This is a genomic window from Janthinobacterium sp. EB271-G4-3-2, assembly GCF_020858035.1.
Taxonomy (GTDB): Bacteria; Pseudomonadota; Gammaproteobacteria; order Burkholderiales; family Burkholderiaceae_D; genus Janthinobacterium; species Janthinobacterium aestuarii.
Window position 1 is genome coordinate 13,523 of record NZ_JACYMG010000013.1, and the last position, 20,154, is coordinate 33,676.

Here is a 20,154-nt window from a genome sequence, read left to right on the forward strand (position 1 = left end):
GTGCGCCGCCCGCTCAATTCCAGTCGCCCATGACGACGATGCGGTTGCCGCGCCGGCGCCAGCGTCCGCTCTCCTCTTCCTGCTGCGGCGCGGCCGAACGGAAATGCGGCAATTGCTGATGCAAGGCCCGCGTCAGCGCGCTTTCCACGGCGCGCGCGCTGCCATCGCCTTCGCTGGCCAGGCGCGCCGCCTGCCCCGCGATGCGCACGAAGCGGCGCGCCATCTCCAGTTCGCGGTCGGCCGGCGCCTCGGTTTCCATTTCCAGCTCCAGCGCATTGCTGGCCGCGCGTCCCAGGGCCGAGCCCAGTGCCGTGCCCACGCCCGGTATCGGGATCATCGAACCGAGGGCGCCGCCGACAAAGGGCAAGGCCGTCTTGGCCACGGCCTTCAAGGCGCCGCCCAGGGGCTTGGCCACCTTGGCGATGGTGGAACCCACTTTCTTGACGCCTTTCCACACGCTCTTGAAGACCTTGCCGAGAAACTGGTCCAGTTCCTCCTCGCTGGCCACTTCCAGCAATTCCATGGCCAGCTGCAGTTCTTCCTCTTCGCTCAAGACAGCCGGCGCCGTGCCCTTGCCGGGCCAGTCCTGGCCGAATTCCAGCACTTCAAACGCGGCGCCGGCCCGTTGCCGGCATTGCGCGCATTCGCATTCGAGTTGGTGCATGATGCTCTCCTTCGCAGTGATCAAGGCGTGGCCGTCAGGTCCACATTCAGCTCCACATTTCACCGAGCACGGCCAGTTCCAGTTCGCGCCGCTGGTTGGTCAGCACGCCGCGCTGGTTGGCAAACATGTCGTCGTGGATGCGCTGCTCGATACGGCGCCGCTGCGCCGCCGAAGACAGGGGCGCCACGTACACCTGGTGCCCGCTCAGGTCCACGCCCATCATCTGGCCGCACAGCCGGTGCTGCAGCAAACGCCGGTGCAGGTCGTCCGTCTGGCCGCTGTAGGCGCGGCGGCGCCCGCCCGCATCGAACTCGATCACATACAGGCCCGCCCCCCGGCCGTTCGGATCGCGCAAGGCATTGGCGAGCGTCCCCAGCGCCAGGTAGCGCAAGGCGGCCGCTTCCGGCACCCGGCCGATGGTGCCGGCCAGGGTGGGCGGGACTTCAGCCTGCATCTGCTCATCGTCCGGCCCTTGGTCCGCGCCCAAGTCCTGCCCCTGCCCCTGGTCCTGGTCCGCGTCCGGCTCCTGCCGGTCGCCAAAAGCCGGTTCCGCCACGGGATAGGGCGCCGGATAAAGCGTCGGATAGATGGCCGGGTAGCCGCCCCAGCCCCGGTAGCGCGGCGGCAGGTAGGGCAAGGGCTGGGCCGCATAGCGGGGCGGCCGGCGGCCCGGCGCCTGGTAGCGCGGCGGCGCGGGACGGCGCTGTCCGCGCAACGGCGGCCGCGCCCGCAGCCCGCCGCCGCGCATGCCGCCGCGTCCGCCTCCCGGGCGGGGTCGTTCGCCCTCCCATTCGGCCTCGTCCTCTCCCTGCCACTCCTGCGACCATTCCCCCTGCCATTCCTGTTCGCCGGCCGCTCCTGACTGTCCCGCAAAGGGCAGCATTTCAAATGCTTCGTTCATATCGCCTCCTGATGTGATGTTCAAGCAAATCCATCGCCTGCTCCAGTTGCCGGGGCGTCTGGTCCGCCCGCAGCAGAAAAGTCAGCGCGCCGGGACCTTCCCCCGCTTGCGCCAGCGCCAGCACGCCCGCCGCGCGCAAGGCCGGCTGCAGATGGGCGCGGCCCGGCAGGCGCTGCACGGGGAAGCTGCCGCCCCGGCAGGCGATGCCGGCCGCCGCCATTCCGCTGCGCCATTGCGCCACCCGGTCCGCCAGGCTGGCGCGCAGCGCGTCGCCATGGCGCGCATTGAGCGCCAGCGCGCGCCGCGCGGCCGCCAGCACGGCGGCCGACGGCGGGCTGGCATGCACGCGCGTCTGGCTGTGCGCCGCGAAGCGCCGCAGCAGCTTGCGGCTGCCCGCCAGCACGGCCAGCGGCACGCCGAATCCCTTGGCCAGCGAGGCGCCGACGATCAATTGGCCGCCCGCCTGGTCGTAGCCGCCCTGCAAGCCATGCAGCCGCGCCGAGCCGCCGCCTTGCGCGCCCGCCACGCCCAGCACCTGCGTGTCGTCGAGCAGCAGATAACCGCCGCCCTGGCGCGCCAGGGCCGCATAGCCGGCCAGCGGCAAGGCCTGTTCGCTGCCCGGCACATAGCCATCGGCCAGGATCAGGGGCCGCCACCCCTGCCGGCCCCAGGCCGCCACCAGGCGCCGCAGCGCGTCCATCTCGCCACTGGGAAACAATCGCAGCGGCAAACCCAGCGCCTGCGCCCGCTCCGCGCCCCAGCGCGCGATGGCGTAGCTGCCGCCATCGACGAGGATCACCAGCCGCTCGGCAGCCAGCATGCCGAACAGGTCCCAGAACAGGTGCAGGGTCGACGGCAGCACGCAGGCGGCCTCGCAGCCTTGCAGGGCAGCCAGGGCCGCGGCCAGCGCCTGCGCGCCCGGCGGCTCGCGCAGCGCCGCCGGCTGGCCCAGGGTCAGGCTGCTCCACGGCGCCAGCTGGGCCGCCGGATGGCGCATGCCCAGGTACAGGGCACTGGTAAAGTCGAGCATGCACGCGCCCCGCCCCCGCCCTAGACGCTGCGCAGCTGCTGGCTCAGGCGCTGGCGCAGCAGCACCGAAGGCATCGTCGCTTCGACCACCGGGTCGCTGCTGTCGACGGACAGATCGACGCCGGTGGCGGCACGGTAGCCGTGGATGTAGCCCTGCACTTGCGGACGCCAGAAACGTGCCCAGTTGAATGCCTGCGTGGGTTCATAGATGTCGCTCCAGTTGCCGTAGCGCACAGACAACAGCAATTGCTCGCCAAAGATGGCCAGGTTACGGAAATGCATGACGCTCGTATCCGTCCAGCCCTGCAGTTTCTTCATGGCGTCGACCCTGTCCATCCACGGTTCCGGATACGCGACCATCACGCGCGTCGGTAAAAATTCACGGAATTCGGGCCGCGCCAGCATCCATTGCTGCATCAGCATCTCGATGCGCGCCGTCGACGGCAAGTCGCCGAACTGGTTGTGCGCGCCCTGGGACAGGATCAGGTGGATTTCCTTCAAGGCATTGAGCACGGGGAAGGCGTCCGCCTTCACGGTGGTGTCGTCATCCTGCTTGTAGAACGAAGTCAGCAGGCGCAGCAAGTGGTGGAAGGCCTCCAGGAATTTGGAGCGGCTGTCGGCTGGCCGGAAGTGCTGCACTGCCTTGCCGTCCAGGCGCACACCGTAGTGATGGTCATACTCATAGTTCCGGCGCATCACGGTCAGCCGATGCTGTTCATCCTGCGTGTATCCCCACAGTAAATTATTCAGCGGACGCAGCATGTCGATTTCCGTGTTCGACAAAGGATCGAGATGGTTGCCCGGCGCGCGCAGGTTCTGGAAGCGCTGCGCGATGGCGTTCATGGTCTGCACCAGCATGCCCTCTTCGTGCCAGTACGACCAGATCAGTTCCAGCAGGCAGGGATTGGCCAGCTTTTCCTGGATGATGCCAAAGCACAGGTCGACTTCGCCTTCCTGGCCGCGCGGAATGCTGATGGGAATATCGGGCAGCTTGCGGCGGATCACGGCCAGGTAGGGCAAGGTCTGGAAGCCATCGATGTTTTCCAGGTAATCGTTGCGCAGCACGCTTTCCAGGTCGCGTCCCTGCGGAATGTCGCGCCGGTCCAGGTAGGCGTTGTCCTCGGCCGGATTGAAGGCCAGCGGCTGGTTCAGCACGCCGCAATTGACCATCACGAACGCTTCCGTCGCCACTTTCAGCACGCGGTAGGAGTCGGCATCGGAAAACGGCAGCGCGCGGCGCTGTTTGAGCTGCTGGAACATGTCGGCCTTCTTCACGAAGCGTTCCTGCTCGAAGCCCCGTACACTGGCCAAGTCGCCGCAAAACAGGTTGTCCATGAAATGCAGGTAGTTGGTAAACGACATCGCCTCGGTGCTGTTGCGTATCAGGGTCCACAGCGGCAAGTCTTCCGTCGGCTCCGTTTCCGTGCGCGTCAGCGAGACGCCCACGTTGCCCGAGATGGGCTGCGGCTGGCGCTCTTCCGTCTCGTATTCCGCATCCAGTGCCAGCATGGCGTTCGGGCTCAGTCCTTCCGGCACGGGCAAGGCGTTGCGCAGTTCGGGACGCTGCGACAGCATCATCTGTCCCAGGAAACGGTGCATGCCGGCGCGCCGCACCGGTGTGGAAAACGCGTTCGCCGCGCCGCGCATCGGTACCCATGGCGCGGCGGCCAGCACCTGCACCTGGTCGCGCCCGTCGGCGCTCTGATCGCCGTCAAACGAGACGGTGGCGATGGCGCGGTCGCCCACCCTGCCGAACTGACAGTCGCTGGGATGGCAGTCGGCCGTTTCAAACGCCAGCGCCACCTGCGGATTGAGTTGGGGCGTGAAGCACAGCACGGCGCTGCAGCCGGCCTGCACCGTCACGCACTGGGGCGCCGTGGCGGGGAAATTGCCATACACCCCCACGTAGCTGCCCGTTGCCAGGTCGGCAAACACGGTGCCGCCGCGCCCGTCCGTCCAGCGCACGCCCACCAGCATGGCGGGATCGGGCACCCAGGTGGCGGCATTGAACAGATGGCAATCCGCCTCGGCTCCCCGGTACAGGCTGATGGCGGCATTGACGACCATGGCCCCGCTTTCCTGCTCGTGTACGGTGACGGCGATGCTGCCGCCTTGGTGTTTCGGGCCCGCCTGGCCCGCCCCCCTGTTCTTGCCACCCATATTGCTGCTTATCTTGCTGCTCATGTCATTCTCCTCAATGGATAATCAAACGGGATGCCAGGGGCGGCAGCGGCCTGCCCGGCTGGCGGCCATGCCGCACGACGTCGGCGCACAGCTCCGACGTGTCCAGCGTGCTGCGCAAGGCCCAGTGGGTCAGCAACCGCCCCAGCAGCTCGCTTTCGTCTTCCGGGCTCAAGGTGCCGCTGGCGCGCGCCTGGCCCAGCACGGCGAACACCAGGGTCGGCGTGGCCTGGTACATCTGCGCCGGCGCCAGGTTCCAGCTGCGAAACAGCTGCGCCAGCATGGCCGGCTGGCGTGTGTGCACGGCCATCGCTTCGACCAGCGAGCCGCCGCGCAAGGCGGGCGGCCGGTGCTGCACCAGCAAGCCCACGAGGGCGGCCATGCTGGCCTGCAGCTGTTCCAGCAGCCGCTGGCGGGCCGGCGGCAGGCCCGCCAGCGGGTAGTACGACAGCCACAGCTGCTCCAGCCGGCTCCATTGCGGATGCGGATACAAGGCCCGCCCCATGGCGCAGCTCAGGCGCACCCGCAGCCACGGCACCGGGTGGGGGTCGTCGATATTGAGGCGGAAGACAAATACACGCGGCAGGCTGACCACGCCGATCAGGCCCAGGGTGGCGGCCACGCCGACCCGTGCCAGCGACCAGAAATCGGCCACGATCTCGGAAATCCACCGTTCCCATAACTGCCACACGTGAACGTGACCGCTGCCGCCGTGCTGCATGGCTTGCAGCACGGGGCGCAAGGACGCCACCAGGTCCAGCAGGGCCGCGCCCTGGTGGCCCACCTCGTGCACCAGCGACGAGGCGATGCTGCTGCCGATCATGCGTTCGCGCGGCAGGCGGATGATGGCGACGGGATTGTCGCCGCCGCCCGGCAGGCGCGTGCGCGCGCGGCGGATGGCCGCGCCCGGGCCCCGGTCCAGGTAGCAGATGACGGGCGGCGCCTGGTACACACCGCCGGGCAGCGCCAGCGCGTCGGCGGCGACGATGTCGAGGCCCGCCAGCCACACGCCCGTCTTGTGCTCGCTGCGCTGCGTGATGACTTCGTTGAACAGGTCGAACTGGGTCAGCGCGGCATTGAACTTCAGGCGCAGGAAGGTGAAGCGGCGCTGCGCCTCGGCGGCGGTGGCCATGCTGGCGCCATCGGCGTGCTCGCGCCGCAGCCAGTGCTGGAACTGGGCCACCATGCGCCGCAGTTCGCGCCGGCCCTGCACCAGCTGGCTCTCGATGGCCGACTGGGCGCTGGGCATCAGGGCGGCCGCCAGCACCGTCGGCTCGATCAGCGCGAACGGTTCCAGCCGCGCCAGCCGCGTCAGCAGCGAGCGCGCCTCCTGCGCCAGCATCCAGGCAGCGTAAGCGCCGATGGCCATGATGTCAGACGCCGTACAGGACGATTTTGTGACCCTGGCGCGACCAGCGCCCGCTGGACGGGCGCATGCCCGCCGGCCCCCTCGCCGCGCCGCCCTGCGCCATGGCGCCGCCCGCTCCGGCGCCGCTGCCGGTCTGCGTGGCGACCTGGCCGCCGGGACGTCCCAGCAAACCGGGCGCGAACTGGCGCGCCGCCGCGCTGGCCGCCGCCTGGGCGATGGCGCGCGGGTCGCCCGAACCGCGCGCCTGCGCGGCGCGGTTGACCGTGTCGGCGGCCAGGCGCACGAACTGCTTGGCGCCCTCGAACTCGCGGTCCTCATTCGACGACGCCTCCGCTTCCAGCCCCAGCGCGCTGCCGGCCGCCGAGGCCAGGCCGCTACCGATCTTGGCCCCCAGCGGGCCGCCGAAATAGCCGCCGATGGCGCCGCCGGCCAGCGGTATCGCCTTTTTCGCCACGCCCTTGAGCACGCCGCCGACGGCCTGGCCCACGGGAGACTTGATGATGCCGCCCGCCACCGAGGCGGCCTTGCGCAGGAAGTTGCCGAGAAACTGCTCCAGTTCGGCTTCGTTGCTGACCGACAGCAATTCATTGGCCAGCTCCATCTCCTCTGCTTCGGAAAACATGGCGTTCGCGCCGCCCTCGCCGCTCCATTCGCCCTGGCCAAACTCGAACTGTTCCGCTTCAAAACCGGACATCTCCTGCCCGTACTCCAGGGTCGTACGATCTAAGTCATGCATGATGAGCTCCTAAAAGTTAGCACCTCGGTTGACACCTCGGTTGACAACACAGTGCCGGACGAACTGGCCGTCCGGCTAACAATCGAGCACGACGATGTGCCCGCCCTCGCGGCGCCAGCGGCCACCGTCCGGCCCCGGCGTTTGCGCCGCCTGCCTGAGCAAGCCTGGCGCCACGCTGCGTGCCACTTGCAGCAGGGCCGTCTCCACCCGCGCCCTGGGTGCGCGCGCGCCCGTACCGCCGTCCTGCGCCAGCGCCGTATTGACGGCATCGATCAGGTGCACGACCTGGCGCGCCAGTTCGAATTCCTTGTCTTCCGGGCTCAATCCTTCCAGTTCCATGCCGAAGATGCCGGCGGCGCGCCGCTTGAGCGCCTGCGGCGAACCGCCATGCAGGGGCAGCAGGGGCGCCACCACCTTGCCCAGCAGCTGACGCAGCGGCCCTTCCAGCGGCGTGCCGCGCACTTGCTGGCCCGCCGCCGTGGCACCCAGCTGGCGCGCCAGGAAAGCGTCGAACTGCGCCGGCGCCTGCAATTCCAGCAACTGCGCCGCCAGTGCCAATTCATCTTCCTGCTGCAAAGGCAGCATGCCCGGCGCTTCAGGCAATTCCATTTCGGGACGATAGGCGAGCAGACGGCTGGTCATGGCAGGCTCCGGCAACAAGGGAAGGCACGCGGCCCATGCCCTGTTATCGCAAGGGCCGTGCCAGCAAGGGCAAGGGAAAGGCGGCGGATAGCGGCGAACGGCGTTTCGCCGATGGCGTAAAAACCATGGTTTCCGGCGAAGCTGTTTTCGCCCTGTCCATGAGCTTTCGAACAAGCTTGATTCGATGAAATTTATTACGTCGCCTATCCACCACAGTGGCCATGATCGGCAAAAAATATTTTTTATTTTCAAACAGTTAAGTTCGCGCTACCGCACGGAAAACAGACCCAATACCATGCCAACGTCCGGCAAATGAAAACGTGGCCAACACGTAAATAGTTAATTGAAAACAGGATTCTGGTAGCTAAGGCCTACAATTAACGGGCTAGAATTTGATTGCCTGAGAGAAACTAAATGACTGACCCTACTTTGCGCCGTTTGCTGGGCATCACATTGTTCAGCCTGCTTTCCGCCTGCGGCGGTGGCGGTGACAGCAAGACCGGCTCCACCCAAAATCCTGACATCTCGGTCGTCCCGCCTGCGACAACCGCCCCCGGCGCCACGCCGGGCGATGCCATCCCGCGCCCGCCGACCCTGACCACGCCCCCGGCTAGCCAGACGGTCACCACCTTCAGCAGACAGCAAGCGTCGCGCTTCCTGGGCCGCGCCACGTTCGGGCCCAACATGGCTGCCATCGATGCGCTGGCGGCCAGCGACAGCGACACTTGGTTCAATACTCAGTTTTCCAAGCCGCAAACCTTGCACCGCAAATACATCGACACGATGCTGACCGCCGAGGCCGCCGGCGGCGAAAAGACCCGCCACACGCAATTCTACGAATCGTTCTGGCAGCAAGGCATCCGCGGCGAAGACCAGTTGCGCCAGCGCATCGCCTTCGCCCTGTCGGAAATTTTCGTCATTTCCATACAGAATGAAGAACTGGTGGCGCGGCCGCGCGGCATTGCCAGCTACTATGACATGCTGGGCCAGCGCGCCTTTGGCAATTTCCGCGACCTGCTCGAAGGCGTGGCCCTGCACCCGATGATGGGCCTGTACCTGTCGCACCTGCACAACCAGAAGGAAACGGCCACGCGCACGCCCGATGAAAACTTCGCCCGCGAAGTGATGCAGCTATTTACCATCGGCTTGCACCAGCTGAACGCGGACGGCAGCCTGAAATTGTCCGGTGGCAAGCCCATCGACACTTACAGTCACGACGACGTGGCGGGCCTGGCCAAGGTCTTGACGGGATGGGGCTGGGCCGGTCCCGACCGCAACTGGATGCGTTTCAATGGCGGCGTGATCGATCCCGACCGCGACTGGCTGCCCATGCAGAACTACCCGGACTTCCACTCCACATCGGAAAAACGCTTCCTGGGCCAGGCCATTTCCGGCGCCACCAGCGGCGAGGCGGACTTGAAACTGGCGCTCGACACCCTGTTCAACCATCCGAATACGGGACCGTTCTTTGCCCGCCAGCTGATCCAGCGCCTCGTCAGCAGCAATCCCAGCACCGCCTACGTGGGCCGCGTTGCCGCCGTGTTTGCCAACAATGGCAGTGGCGTGCGCGGCGACATGCAGGCCGTCATCCGCGCCGTGCTGCTTGACCCGGACGCGCTGGCCCCGGCCGGCAGCACCATGCGCACCGGCAAGTTGCGCGAGCCGCTGCTGCGCCTGGCGCACTGGATGCGCGCCTTCGACGCGAAACCGGCGAGCGGTCGCTACCGCATCTATTATGTGGACGATCCCCTAGCCGGCCTGGGCCAGAGTCCCTTGAACGCGCCTTCCGTCTTCAACTACTTCAGGCCGGGCTATATGCCGCCCAACTCGGCCCTGGCCACCGCGGGCCTGCCGGCGCCGGAATTGCAGATCACGTCGGAACCATCGGTCACCGGCTACCTGAACTACATGCAGGCCACCATTGCCAATGGCGGCGGCGACTACCGCGATATCGCGCCGGACTACACGCGCGAACTGGCGCTGGCCGCCGACGCGGGCGCCCTGCTCGATCGCATCGACCTGCTCCTGATGCATGGCAGCATGCCCGCCAGGCTGCGCGGGCAAATCCTGGCCGCCGTCAATGGCATCAGTATCCCTGCGGCCACGGCCAGCAATGCCACGCAAGTTGCCACGGCCCAGGCCAATCGCGTCAAGCTGGCCATTTTCCTGACCATGGCCTCGCCGGCCTACCTGGTACAAAAGTAAGAGCGATCACATGCAAAATTTTCCATTTTCCCGCCGCCGCTTCCTTGGTTCCATGCTGAGCCTGGCCGGCACCACGGCCGCTCCCTTTGCCATGAACCTGGCCGCCATGGGTAACGCCGCCGCGCAATCGGCCGGCGATTACAAGGCCATGGTCTGCCTGTTCATGGCAGGCGGCAACGACGCCTTCAACACGGTGCTGGCCACCGATCCCGCGTCATGGGCTGAATACACGCGCCTGCGCAACACGGGCGGCGCCGGTTCCATCCATCTGCCCGGCCTGAGCGAGACGGGCGGCGTCTTGCCCATCGTGCCCGCCACCGCGCAAACGGGCCGCACCTTCGCCCTGCATCCCCAGCTGACGCCCCTGAAAGACCTGTTCGACAATGGCCGCGCCGCCATCGTGGCCAATGTGGGTACCCTGATCCAGCCGGCCACCCTGGCGCAGTACAAGGCGGGCAGCGTGGCCTTGCCGCCCAAGCTGTTCTCGCACAACGACCAGCAATCGACGTGGCAATCGGGTTCGCCGGAAGGTGCCAGCACGGGCTGGGGCGGCCGGGTGGCCGACGTGGCCGGCACGCTGAATACGAATGCCATGTTCACGGCCATTTCCGCCGCGGGCAACACCGTCTTCCTCAGCGGGCGCCAGGCGCGCCAGTTCCAGGTGGGCCAGGCAGGTGCCGTGCCCATCCGCGGCCTGAGCGGCAGCCTGTATGGCAGCACGGGCGGCGCGGGCGCGCTGCAAGCCATCATCAACGATGCCGGCAGCGACCTGATCGAACAGGAACACGTGGCCGTCGTGCAGCGCGCCATTTCCAGCCAAAGCCTCCTCAGCGGCGCCATGCTGGCCGCCGGCGCGGGCGGCGTGCCCAATCCGCCGCCCTACATCAATCCGAACACGGGCGCGTCCGGCGTCAATCCGCTGGCCGTGCAATTACAGACGGTGGCGCGCATCATCGGCGGACGCGGCGCCCTGGGGGCGAAACGCCAAGTGTTTTATGTGACCTTGGGCAGCTTCGACACGCATGACCGGCAAAAAGTGCTGCATGGCGACCTGATGGCCCGCCTGGCCCATGCGCTCGCGTACTTCGACACGGCCCTGGCGGCCCTGCAGGGCGTGGATCTGCGGCGCCAGGTGACGACGTTTACAGCGTCGGACTTCGGCCGCACCTTCAGCAGCAACGGCGATGGCACGGATCACGGCTGGGGCGCCCACCACTTTGTCGTGGGCGGCGCCGTGAAGGGCCGCGACATCTATGGCGCCTTCCCCGTCACGGGCGTCGGCCATGCGCTGGACGTCGGTTCCGGCGCCCTGCTGCCGACCACGTCCGTCGACCAGTACGGCGCCACCCTGGCCAAGTGGTTCGGCGTGGCCGACAGCCAGCTGGCAGAGGTGTTCCCGAACGTCGGCAACTTCAGCCGGCGCGACCTGGGTTTCATGACGGCGACTTAACCGTTCACGGCGATCACCAGGGTGGCGACATAGCCCTCCGTGCCATTGCCCGTCACCGTGGTCATCTGCAGGCTGGTGCCGTCGCTGAAAACATTGTCGGTCGCATAGCTGATCTGCGCCAGGTTGCGCACGCTGGCCGTGTAACCGCTGGCCGCGTAGACCGCGTTCAGCGTTGCCAGCGGAAACGTGAATTGCGAGGTCTTGATGCGGTTCGAGGCGGAGGCCGCCTTGGCCAGGCTGGGATAGACCTCGACATGCACGTGCGGCATGCGTCCCGCGTAACAGCCGGGAAAGATGGTCGTAAAGCTGAGATTGCCGGCGCTGTCCGTTTCCTGCACGCCGCGCAGGTAATTTTGCGCCGTCACGCCGCTCGAATACAGCGAATACAGGCCATCGCGGTCGCAATGCCATACATACACGGCGTAGCCGGCCAGACTGGCGCAGCTGCCGCTGGCGTTGAGCAACTGCAACTGAATGGTGAGCGGCACGCCCGCCGCCACACCCGCAGCGCCATTGAAACTGGCGCGGATATCGCTGCGCACGACGCCCGCCTGCTTCAGCACGTTGATGATGCTGCCGCCATTCGTGTTCGTGCCATCGGCCGGGTACGGCCCGCCCGTTTCCTCCGGTATCACCGTGCAGGCGCCCGTGGTCGGTATTGCGACGGTGCCGGCACCGCTGCCTGCCGCCGTACCGCTGGCGTCCGAAGCGCCGCCGCAACTGATCAAAGGCAAGGTGGCGGCGCCGGCCAGCAGCCAGCGCAGCACTTGCCGCCGTTCAGCGGCCTGTCGGCGCATCATTTCAAGGTCGGATGCCAAACCGTGATCATGTAATTCCATATATATTCCATCAAGTGGGGCAAACCCGCCAAGGCGGGGCTGAGGCTGGCACACAGGTACAAAACCTGCGTGGCCCGTCGCGAGAGCGCCTGGATGCGCATGCTGACTCTCCCTGTGCTCGCGCCGGCCGCTTACTCGGGGCGCTGGAGGTGGCGCGGGCCTTGGCGGCCGTCGTGCAGCTGCTGCGCCTGCTGGCGCTGTTCCGACGTCAGCACGGCCAGCAATTGCTGCTCGAGGCGCGCCTGCAGCAAGCTGATCTTCGCCATGGCTTGCGCCGCCGTGTTCGCCAGCGCGCCGGCTTTCGCATCGTCGTAGGCGCTGGACGCGGCCAGCTCGCGCAGCTGCGCATGGGCCTTGAAGGCGATCTTTTCCTGTTCCCGCAACTCGGGCGCCTGGGCGTAGGTGGCGGCGAAAACCTTGTCCTGCTGCGCTTCGTTCAGCTCGATGCCGTGCAAAAACGGCGGCAAGCCGGGCGGCGGCCCTGGCTGGGCCAGGGCCAGCAAGGGCATGCTGCAGGCGGACAGCAGCAACAGGGATAGAATGATGCTCAAGTATTTCATCGGGATTTCCTTTCGTGGCGGTCAGCCCTGATTGTCCGCGTCTGGCGTGTAAAGCAACGTCAGGGCCGCGTAAAAGCGCGTAAAGGAAGGGCCGGAAATGTAAGCGAACGTGTGTAAAAGCGGGTAAAACCGCGCTGAACAGCGCCTGTTGACTGCTATCATCGGACGATATTCACCCGAAAAAAGCACAGGCATGAGCAAGGTTTTGTTAATCGATGACGACGTGGAACTGGTCGGCATGTTCCAGGAATACCTGACGCAGGAGGGTTTCGACGCCCGCGCCGTGCATGACGGCGAAAGCGGCGCGGCCGAAGCGTTGACGGGCCTGTACGCGATCGCCATCCTCGACGTCATGATGCCGCGCATGAATGGCCTGGAAACCCTGCGCCGCATCCGCGCCGGCAGCAACCTGCCCATCTTGATGCTGACGGCGCGCGGCGACGACACGGACCGCATCGTGGGCCTGGAGCTGGGCGCCGACGATTACGTGACAAAACCATGCACGCCGCGCGAGCTGACGGCCCGCATCCGCGCCATCCTGCGCCGCGCGCAAGCGGCCCCGCACGATGCGTCGGGCCCGGCGCCGCTGACCGTGGGGCAACTGACGATGTGGCCCGAACAGCGCCGCGTTTCCTGGGCCGGCGCGCATCTGGAGCTGACGAGCACGGAATTCAACTTGCTGGAAGTGCTGGTGCGCCACGCGGGCAAGCCCGTGAGCAAGAATCAATTGTCGGAACTGGGCCTGGGACGGCCCATGGCCCGCTTCGACCGCAATATCGACGTGCACTTGAGCAGCCTGCGCCGCAAGCTCGGCAGCCTGGCCGACGGCCGCTCCTGCCTGCAAACGGTATACCGCCTCGGCTACCAGTTGATCAAGGAATAAGCGTGGGCCGTCTGTTCTGGAAGTTTTTTCTGTGCATCATGCTGGCGCAAGTGACGGCCACCATCGGCATCGGCGGCACCTTCTGGCTGAAAAACCGGGCCGCGCAGCAGGAACGGGCCCTCGACATCGACACCAGTCCGCCCGCGCAAATGATCATCGAGGCCGCCAGCGCCACCCTGGAAGCGGGCGGCGCACAGGCCTTGCGGCAATTCCTGGGCAAGCTAGAGCGCATGCGCGTGTTCGCCGTCGATGCCAAAGGCCAAGAATTGATGGGCCGCGCCGTGCATCCCGCCATGCTGGCCAAGGCGCGCGCCATGCTGGAGCAAAGTCAGGCCCATCCCGTCGTGCGGGACGCGGCCGGCAGCGACGGCAAGCGCTACCTGCTGTTCCTGCCCTCGTCCGAACGTTTCCGCAATGCCGAGGCGGGTGCCGCGCGCGACACCCTCATCGCCGTCGCCATGAGCGGCCCACGCGCCATGGGACCCGGACCACGGCCGCACGAAGCGGGCGCCCCGCCGCCGCGCGGCGAATTCGGCCGCGGCCCGCCGCGCATGGACACGCCCTACCGCAACTTCATTCCCCTGGGCGCCGCCATCGCCGCCAGCCTGCTGTTCGCCTTTCTGCTGGCCTGGTATTTTGCGCGCCCCATCCGCGACCTGCGGCAGGCATTCGAGGCCGCCTCGCACGGCAACCTGGCGCCGCGCTTTCACGCCAGCGGCAAGCGCGGCGATGAATTGACGGACCTGGGCCGCGATTTCGACCGCATGACGGGCCGCCTGCGCAACCTCATGGATAGCCAGACGCGCTTGCTGCATGACGTCTCGCACGAGCTGCGCTCGCCGCTGGCGCGCCTGCAGGCCGCCATCGGCCTGGCGCACCAGCAGCCGGAAAAGATGGCCACATCGATGCAGCGCATCGAACGCGAAAGCGAACGCATGGATAAACTGATCGGTGAACTGCTGACCCTATCGCGGCTGGAGGCGGGGGCCGGGAACACGCACAGCGAAGACGTCGGCATCGCCGACCTCGTGCACGACATCGTGGACGACGCCCGCTATGAAGCCAGGGCGCGCCAGCTGGACATCGCGCTGGCCGGCGACGCGGCTACTGCCGACGCCTGCGTCACGGGCCAGCCCGAACTGCTGGCGCGCGCCGTGGAAAACGTCGTGCGCAATGCCATCAAGCACAGCCCCGATGGCGGCACGGTGAACGTGGAGCTGTCGCGCCAGACCGGCTGGCTGCGCATCGCCGTGCTGGACCGGGGTCCCGGCGTGGCCAGCGCCGACCTGGCCCGCATCTTTGAACCGTTCTTCCGCTCCAGCAATACCCAGCACAGCACGGATGGCCACGGCCTGGGCCTGGCCATCGCCCAGCACGTCATCAGCGCCCATGGCGGCCGCATCGGAGCCAGCTTGCGCAGCGGTGGCGGACTGTGCGTGGAAATGCTGCTGCCCGTCAAAACGCCAGGCTGAGCTATCGGCGAGCCTGGCGTCTTATTTGTGGATGTGTTGTTACGCCTGCGTATCGATGATGCCGCCCAGGGCCGACGCGCTTGACCTGGCCGGGCTGGCCGCCGTCTCGGCGCTGCTGGCCGTCTGAGAGTCTTGTTGCGCGGCTGTTGCTTGCAATTGGGCAATCTGCGCCTGCAAGGCCTGGATTTGCTGCGCCAGCTGCTGCTGCAGCTTTTGCGACGCCTCCGTCTGCTCGCCCTTCTGCGACTCCGTCAACTGCTTTTGCGCCGCCGTGATCTGCTTTTGCAGCGCCGCGATCTGCGAACCGCCGCCCGTACTGGCGCTACCGGCCGCGCCGACTGCGCCGCCTGAACCGATTGCCGCTACCATACTGTCTCCTCAGTGTTTCAATACCAAGGTTAACGGCAGGGATGGAGCGCGGATGCAGGGCGGTGGATGTAAAGGCAGGTAAAGACAAGTGGGGACAGCCAAGGACGGGACCGCTGGCGCCCCGCCCTGCACCGCCATCAGGTCTTCGGCAATGTCACGCCGACTTGGCCCTGGTACTTGCCGCCGCGGTCCTTGTACGACGTTTCGCACACTTCATCGGACTCGAAGAACAGCACTTGCGCCACGCCTTCGTTGGCGTAGATTTTCGCCGGCAGCGGGGTCGTGTTGGAAAACTCCAGGGTCACATAGCCTTCCCATTCCGGTTCGAACGGGGTCACGTTGACGATGATGCCGCAGCGCGCATAGGTGCTCTTGCCCAGGCAAATCGTCAGCACGTTGCGGGGAATGCGGAAGTATTCGACCGTGCGGGCCAGCGCGAACGAGTTCGGCGGGATGATGCAATAGCCCTTGCCCGACACGTCGACGAAATTGTTCGCGTCAAAATCCTTGGGATCGACGATGGTCGTGTTGATGTTGGTAAACAACTTGAACTCGTCGGCGCAGCGGATGTCATAGCCATAGCTGGACGTGCCGTAGGACACGATGCGGTTGCCATCGCGTTCCTTGACCTGGCCCGGTTCGAACGGCTCGATCATGCCCGTTGTTTCCGCCATGCGGCGTATCCATTTATCGCTTTTAATCGTCATCGCAGCAGTATCTTTCTAGAATATCGGAATGGCTGGGACCGCGCGCCTGGTGCAGGCGCGGCCCGGATGGCAGGATTTTACGCGAAAATCCGCCGCTGTTGGCCCCCATCGCCTGAAAATCCTCGGCGATATTCTATTGTTTCGCCAGCAATGCCGTGATCATCTCGCGCACCACTTGCGCCGTCAGCTCGGGGTTTTCCATCGGAAACAGATGGCCGCCCGGCACCTGGCGGAAAAACTTGCCGACCAGCTTGCGCGTGGCCTTCAAGCCCGCCTGGCGGCATTCCACCGATTCCGTGCCGCCGATAAAGCCGATGGGGACTGGAAAGCCGTCCTTGACGAGGCCGCCGATATGGTGCGGCAAGCTGCGGTAAACGTCCGTTTCCACTTCACGCGTAAAGCGCAGCTGCACCCCTTCCGGATGAGGCACCAGGCCGCTGTCGATGTAGTCGCGCAACACCTGCGGCGCCCAGATGGCGAACATGTCCTTGGCCGCGAAATGTTCATACGCGGCTTGCGCATCGGGCCACAGCTTGCGCCGCCTGGCGGAAAAACGCGATGGAGAGAAGCGCTCGCCCAGCGCCGTGTTGCGCGCCAGCCGCACCAGCAAGGCGCGCCAGCCCGCCACCACGGGCGAATCGAGCAAGACCACGCAGCGCACGAGGTCGGGCCGCTGCTTGGCCACCATTACGCTGAGCATGCCACCGAGCGAATGGCCGACGAGGATCACGGGCGCGCTGTAGCGGCGCTCGAGCTCGTCGATATACTCGCGCACCAGCTCGGGCCAGCCCGTGCTGACGGGATACGCGGGGTCGTGCGCATGCATGTCGAGCGCCTGCACGGTGTAATGCCGGCCCAGCAAGCCGAACAGCTTGCGGTAGGTGCCGGCAGGATAGCTGTTGGCGTGGGCAAAGTGCAGTTGCGGGAGGGTCATCGTGGGACGGTGCCGGTGAATGCGATAGGCAATTGTAATGGCATGCCGGCAAGACGGATCAGAGGAAGGCCTCTAATTGCGCGCGCACTGGCGCCATGCCGGGCACGAACGAGGCCAGCACTTCGCCCAGCTCGGCATTTGAATCCACCACGCAAAAAGCCCCATCAAATGCATGCTCGCGGTTCAGGTGATTGCGCACGATGATGCACTCGAGCCCCGCTGCATTGGCGGCGCGCAAGCCGCGCGGCGAGTCTTCCACGGCCACGCAGTCGGCGGCGGCCAGCCCCAGGCGCTGCAAGCCCAGCTGGTAGCCGTCGGGCGCCGGCTTGCTTTCGCCATACATTTCACGCGTCAGCACGAAGTCGAAGTGCTGCAACAAGCCCGTGGCCGCATGGCTGATCCGGAAATGCTGTTCGTAGGCACTGGTGACCACGCCCATGGCCACGTGCGGACGCAGCGCCGCCAGTACTTGCCCGATGCCGGGCATGGCCAGCCGGCGCGCCTGGCGCAGGCGTTCGGCAAACAGCACCGTGCGCTCGGCCCGCAGGCGTTCGACCAGCTCAATGCTGTGCCCCTGCCCCAGCAGCAGATGCCAGGCGCCGTAGTTATTGTCCAGGAACCAGTCAAAGAATTGCTTCGGCGTCAAGTCTATGCCGTAGGGCAAGAGCAAGTCGCGGTTGCTTTCGTAAAACAACTGTTCGGTATCGACCAGCACGCCATCGTTGTCCCACAGCACGCCCTGGATGGTTTTCATGGCTTGTTGTCGTTCCAAAACTTACTTGAAGAAGATGTCGTAGGACAACTTGACGATCAGCAGCGCCAGCAACACGAGGAAGAGGATGCGCACGAAGGCGGCGCCACGGCGCACGGCGATCCAGGTGCCCGTCAGCGCGCCCAGGATATTGCATACGGCCATCGGTGCGGCCACGGCATACACCACGTGGCCGGCGGGAATGAAGAAGGCCAGCGCGGCCACGTTGGTGGCGATATTCACCAGCTTCGAGCAGGCCGAGGCAAGGATGAAATCGAAACCGAAGACGCGGATGAACAGGAAAATCAAAAAGCTGCCCGTGCCCGGCCCGAACAGGCCGTCATAAAAACCGATGGCGCCGCCGATGACGATGGCGAGGACGCGTTCGCGCGGACCGATGGGACGCGCTTCGCGGGTCGTACCGAAATCCTTCTTGATGAAGGTGTAGATGGCCATGATGATGATCAACACCAGCACCATGGGGCGCACCACCTGTTGCGGCACGTAGGACACGGCGGCCGCGCCGATGAAGGACATGACAAAGGCGCTGGCCACGGCCGGCAGCACCAGCAGCCACGGGATATGTACCTTGCCGACAAACGAGCGGGCGGCAAACGTGGTGCCGCAGGCGGACGCCAGTTTATTCGTGCCCAGCAAGGACGTCGAGGCCATGTTCGGCATCAGGTTGAACAGGGCCGGCAGCTGTATCAGCCCGCCCCCGCCCACGGCGGCGTCGATGAGGCCGGCAAAGAAGGCAAATAAACACAGCAGCGAGATGGTCAGCATGATAGGCAATATGGAATGATCGACAGCGGCAGTATAGGCGGCGTGGATTTTTTCCGATGCAACTTCAAATTGCGGAAAACGCAATCAGGCGTAACGCTTGACGGAATGCGCCCCATGCGGTCTACTGGCTTCTTTTGCCGGGAGTCACGATGTCGATGAAACTGATGTGGGAGATCCGCGCCTTCTGCACCGTGGTCGAAAAGCGCAGCTTCATCCACGCGGCGCGCATGCTGGGGCGCTCGCCATCGGCCGTCACGCGCGCCATCCAGTTCCTCGAAGACGCCATCGGCGCCGAGCTGATCCTGCGCACGCAAAAGCAGTTCACCCTGACGACGGCCGGCGAAACGTATTACGCGTCGGCCAAGCACTTGCTGGAAACACAGGCCGAAGCGGAAGACCAACTGGCCGAGCTGAGCAACTCGCCGCAAGGCTGGGTGCGCCTCTCCGCGCCGGAAATTTTGTCGCTGGGCTTCTTGCCGAAAGTGGTGGCGCAATTTTCGCGCGACTACCCGAACGTGTCGGTGGACATCCATTTCTCGGACAAATCGATCGACCCCATCCAGGAAAAGCTCGATTTCGCCATCCGCGGCGCCTTCCCCCAGTCGAGCGAGCTGATCGGCTACCCCCTGTGGAACTACCGCCGCTACATGTACGCCTCGCCCGACTATATCGCCCGCATGGGCGCGCCCGAGGAACCGGAAGAGCTGGCCGGCCACGACATCATCATGCACTCGGCCCCCCGCATCCTGCGCGACTGGCATTTCGTCTCCGGCGAACGCAACGTGCGCTACCAGGTGCAGCCGCGTTTCCGCTTCACCTCCGGCATCGCCACTTTTCAAGCGGCCCTGGAAGGCGCAGGCATCGTGCGCCTGGCCAGCTGGCTGGCGGAACCCGCCGTGGCCGCCGGCACCCTGCGCCGGGTCTGCACGGCGTACCGCCTGACGTCATCGAAGGAGCTCGATCCCAGCATCCATGCGGTCTACGGCACCTCGCGCATGGCCAAGGGCGCGCGGCTGTTTCTCGAATATGTGCGGCAGCGGGGGCTGGAGATACCGGACGAGCGGCACAGCTGACACTGCGCCGATGAATGGCCGCTATGGCTTGATGCGAACGGAAACAGGCGTATCCAGAACCCACGCCACATCATAGATAGGCGCCTCGCCGCGAAACGATATCGCGATGAGCTCCAGCGGCGCTTCCGTTCCATGCGCGATAAAGGTTTCTACATAGCCGTCGGAACCCACATGGTGGTAAGCCACCTCCTTCGCTTTCGCTGGCGGCACCGGCCCGACAACGGCGGATCCCTGAAAGCGAAAAATCAGCGCACTGCCTTTTCTTTCCGCCTGTTGCGCCGCGCCTCGCAACTCCTGCGACAGCGTCACATAGTCATAAACGCCTTGCAGCAGGCAGTGCTGCACGATTGCCTCGGCAGTTGGCAGGTCCGTCACATGAAACAAATACGGGTGCCGCAGGCGAACGGCGTCAGCTTGCCCTCCCTGCAAATCAAACTGACGGGACCTTGCCTGCTTACTTTGCATACGTATCCGCTCCTCGAAGCTGATCTCCGGCACGGACGCCCTTTTCTTCCAACTGAACCAGCCCATCTCCACCCTTTCAGAATATTCCAGGCCGCACCGGGGCTGCCAAGCCATAACGGATTTATACCATTGATGCAG

The 20,154-nt window shown here is 65.7% G+C and carries 21 protein-coding genes; 6 read left to right on the top strand and 15 right to left on the bottom strand.

Annotation, left to right across the window (positions count from 1 at the left end):
- Window positions 1-13 precede the first annotated feature (13 nt).
- The 7 genes from IGS55_RS22940 to IGS55_RS22970 form a co-directional block, all read right to left on the bottom strand.
- A complete protein-coding gene (locus tag IGS55_RS22940; RefSeq protein ID WP_230517898.1) occupies window positions 14-664 on the bottom strand; it encodes a hypothetical protein in 651 nt (216 codons plus the stop codon).
- Between the two features lie 46 nt (window positions 665-710).
- On the bottom strand, window positions 711-1,565 hold the full coding sequence (locus IGS55_RS22945; protein WP_230517897.1) for a DUF1373 domain-containing protein: 855 nt from the start codon (window positions 1,563-1,565) through the stop codon (window positions 711-713).
- Window positions 1,549-2,595: an aminotransferase class I/II-fold pyridoxal phosphate-dependent enzyme gene (locus IGS55_RS22950; protein WP_230517896.1), complete on the bottom strand. Its 1,047-nt coding sequence runs from the start codon at window positions 2,593-2,595 to the stop codon at window positions 1,549-1,551. Before IGS55_RS22950 ends, IGS55_RS22945 begins: the two co-directional genes overlap by 17 nt.
- A 20-nt stretch (window positions 2,596-2,615) precedes the next feature.
- Window positions 2,616-4,778 (bottom strand): hypothetical protein, encoded by a 2,163-nt coding sequence (locus IGS55_RS22955; RefSeq protein ID WP_230517895.1) that lies wholly within the window; start codon window positions 4,776-4,778, stop codon window positions 2,616-2,618.
- A 10-nt stretch (window positions 4,779-4,788) separates the two neighbouring features.
- Window positions 4,789-6,144 carry a hypothetical protein gene (locus IGS55_RS22960; protein ID WP_230517894.1) on the bottom strand — a complete coding sequence of 452 codons (1,356 nt, stop codon included), beginning with the start codon at window positions 6,142-6,144 and terminating at the stop codon, window positions 4,789-4,791.
- Window positions 6,145-6,148: 4 nt separating this feature from the next.
- Window positions 6,149-6,880 carry a hypothetical protein gene (locus IGS55_RS22965; protein ID WP_230517892.1) on the bottom strand — a complete coding sequence of 244 codons (732 nt, stop codon included), beginning with the start codon at window positions 6,878-6,880 and terminating at the stop codon, window positions 6,149-6,151.
- 75 nt (window positions 6,881-6,955) lie between these two features.
- On the bottom strand, window positions 6,956-7,522 hold the full coding sequence (locus tag IGS55_RS22970) for a hypothetical protein (protein ID WP_139089520.1): 567 nt from the start codon (window positions 7,520-7,522) through the stop codon (window positions 6,956-6,958).
- Between the two features lie 35 nt (window positions 7,523-7,557).
- Between IGS55_RS22970 and IGS55_RS22975 the strand changes: the two genes are divergently transcribed.
- The 3 genes from IGS55_RS22975 to IGS55_RS22985 all read left to right on the top strand — a co-directional run bounded on the left by IGS55_RS22975 (window position 7,558) and on the right by IGS55_RS22985 (window position 11,177).
- Window positions 7,558-7,710: a hypothetical protein gene (locus tag IGS55_RS22975; RefSeq protein ID WP_230517891.1), complete on the top strand. Its 153-nt coding sequence runs from the start codon at window positions 7,558-7,560 to the stop codon at window positions 7,708-7,710.
- Between the two features lie 226 nt (window positions 7,711-7,936).
- Window positions 7,937-9,727, top strand: a complete 1,791-nt coding sequence (locus IGS55_RS22980; RefSeq protein WP_230517889.1) for a DUF1800 domain-containing protein — start codon at window positions 7,937-7,939, stop codon at window positions 9,725-9,727.
- 10 nt (window positions 9,728-9,737) lie between these two features.
- On the top strand, window positions 9,738-11,177 hold the full coding sequence (locus IGS55_RS22985) for a DUF1501 domain-containing protein (protein WP_230517888.1): 1,440 nt from the start codon (window positions 9,738-9,740) through the stop codon (window positions 11,175-11,177).
- On the opposite strand, the gene IGS55_RS22990 is transcribed toward IGS55_RS22985, so the two are convergent.
- Window positions 11,174-12,016: a dioxygenase family protein gene (locus IGS55_RS22990; protein ID WP_230517887.1), complete on the bottom strand. Its 843-nt coding sequence runs from the start codon at window positions 12,014-12,016 to the stop codon at window positions 11,174-11,176. The two genes, IGS55_RS22985 and IGS55_RS22990, sit on opposite strands and share 4 nt — an antisense overlap.
- 131 nt (window positions 12,017-12,147) lie before the next feature.
- Window positions 12,148-12,576 (bottom strand): Spy/CpxP family protein refolding chaperone, encoded by a 429-nt coding sequence (locus tag IGS55_RS22995; RefSeq protein ID WP_230517885.1) that lies wholly within the window; start codon window positions 12,574-12,576, stop codon window positions 12,148-12,150.
- Window positions 12,577-12,769: 193 nt separating this feature from the next.
- Here IGS55_RS22995 and IGS55_RS23000 point away from each other — a divergent pair, with 193 nt between their 5' ends.
- Both IGS55_RS23000 and IGS55_RS23005 read left to right on the top strand, forming a co-directional pair.
- Window positions 12,770-13,459, top strand: coding sequence for a response regulator transcription factor (locus tag IGS55_RS23000; RefSeq protein ID WP_230517883.1), 690 nt, complete (start codon window positions 12,770-12,772; stop codon window positions 13,457-13,459).
- A 2-nt stretch (window positions 13,460-13,461) separates the two neighbouring features.
- Entirely contained in the window at window positions 13,462-14,931 is a 1,470-nt protein-coding gene (locus IGS55_RS23005; protein ID WP_230517882.1) for a sensor histidine kinase, read from the top strand.
- A gap of 39 nt (window positions 14,932-14,970) precedes the next feature.
- Here IGS55_RS23005 and IGS55_RS23010 read toward each other — a convergent pair whose 3' ends face one another.
- From IGS55_RS23010 to IGS55_RS23030, 5 genes are all read right to left on the bottom strand, one after another.
- Window positions 14,971-15,300 carry a FlxA-like family protein gene (locus IGS55_RS23010; protein WP_230517881.1) on the bottom strand — a complete coding sequence of 110 codons (330 nt, stop codon included), beginning with the start codon at window positions 15,298-15,300 and terminating at the stop codon, window positions 14,971-14,973.
- Between the two features lie 137 nt (window positions 15,301-15,437).
- Complete coding sequence (gene dcd / locus IGS55_RS23015; RefSeq protein ID WP_034755486.1) at window positions 15,438-16,007, bottom strand: dCTP deaminase; 570 nt, start codon at window positions 16,005-16,007, stop codon at window positions 15,438-15,440.
- Window positions 16,008-16,140: 133 nt separating this feature from the next.
- A complete protein-coding gene (locus IGS55_RS23020; RefSeq protein ID WP_230517880.1) occupies window positions 16,141-16,941 on the bottom strand; it encodes an alpha/beta fold hydrolase in 801 nt (266 codons plus the stop codon).
- A 58-nt stretch (window positions 16,942-16,999) separates the two neighbouring features.
- Window positions 17,000-17,695 carry an HAD family hydrolase gene (locus tag IGS55_RS23025; RefSeq protein ID WP_230517879.1) on the bottom strand — a complete coding sequence of 232 codons (696 nt, stop codon included), beginning with the start codon at window positions 17,693-17,695 and terminating at the stop codon, window positions 17,000-17,002.
- Between the two features lie 21 nt (window positions 17,696-17,716).
- Entirely contained in the window at window positions 17,717-18,478 is a 762-nt protein-coding gene (locus IGS55_RS23030; protein WP_230517878.1) for a sulfite exporter TauE/SafE family protein, read from the bottom strand.
- 149 nt (window positions 18,479-18,627) lie between these two features.
- Between IGS55_RS23030 and IGS55_RS23035 the strand changes: the two genes are divergently transcribed.
- A complete protein-coding gene (locus IGS55_RS23035) occupies window positions 18,628-19,551 on the top strand; it encodes a LysR family transcriptional regulator (RefSeq protein ID WP_230517876.1) in 924 nt (307 codons plus the stop codon).
- Between the two features lie 21 nt (window positions 19,552-19,572).
- Here the strand turns inward: IGS55_RS23035 and IGS55_RS23040 are convergent, their stop codons facing one another.
- On the bottom strand, window positions 19,573-20,082 hold the full coding sequence (locus IGS55_RS23040; RefSeq protein WP_230517874.1) for a hypothetical protein: 510 nt from the start codon (window positions 20,080-20,082) through the stop codon (window positions 19,573-19,575).
- Window positions 20,083-20,154 lie beyond the last annotated feature (72 nt).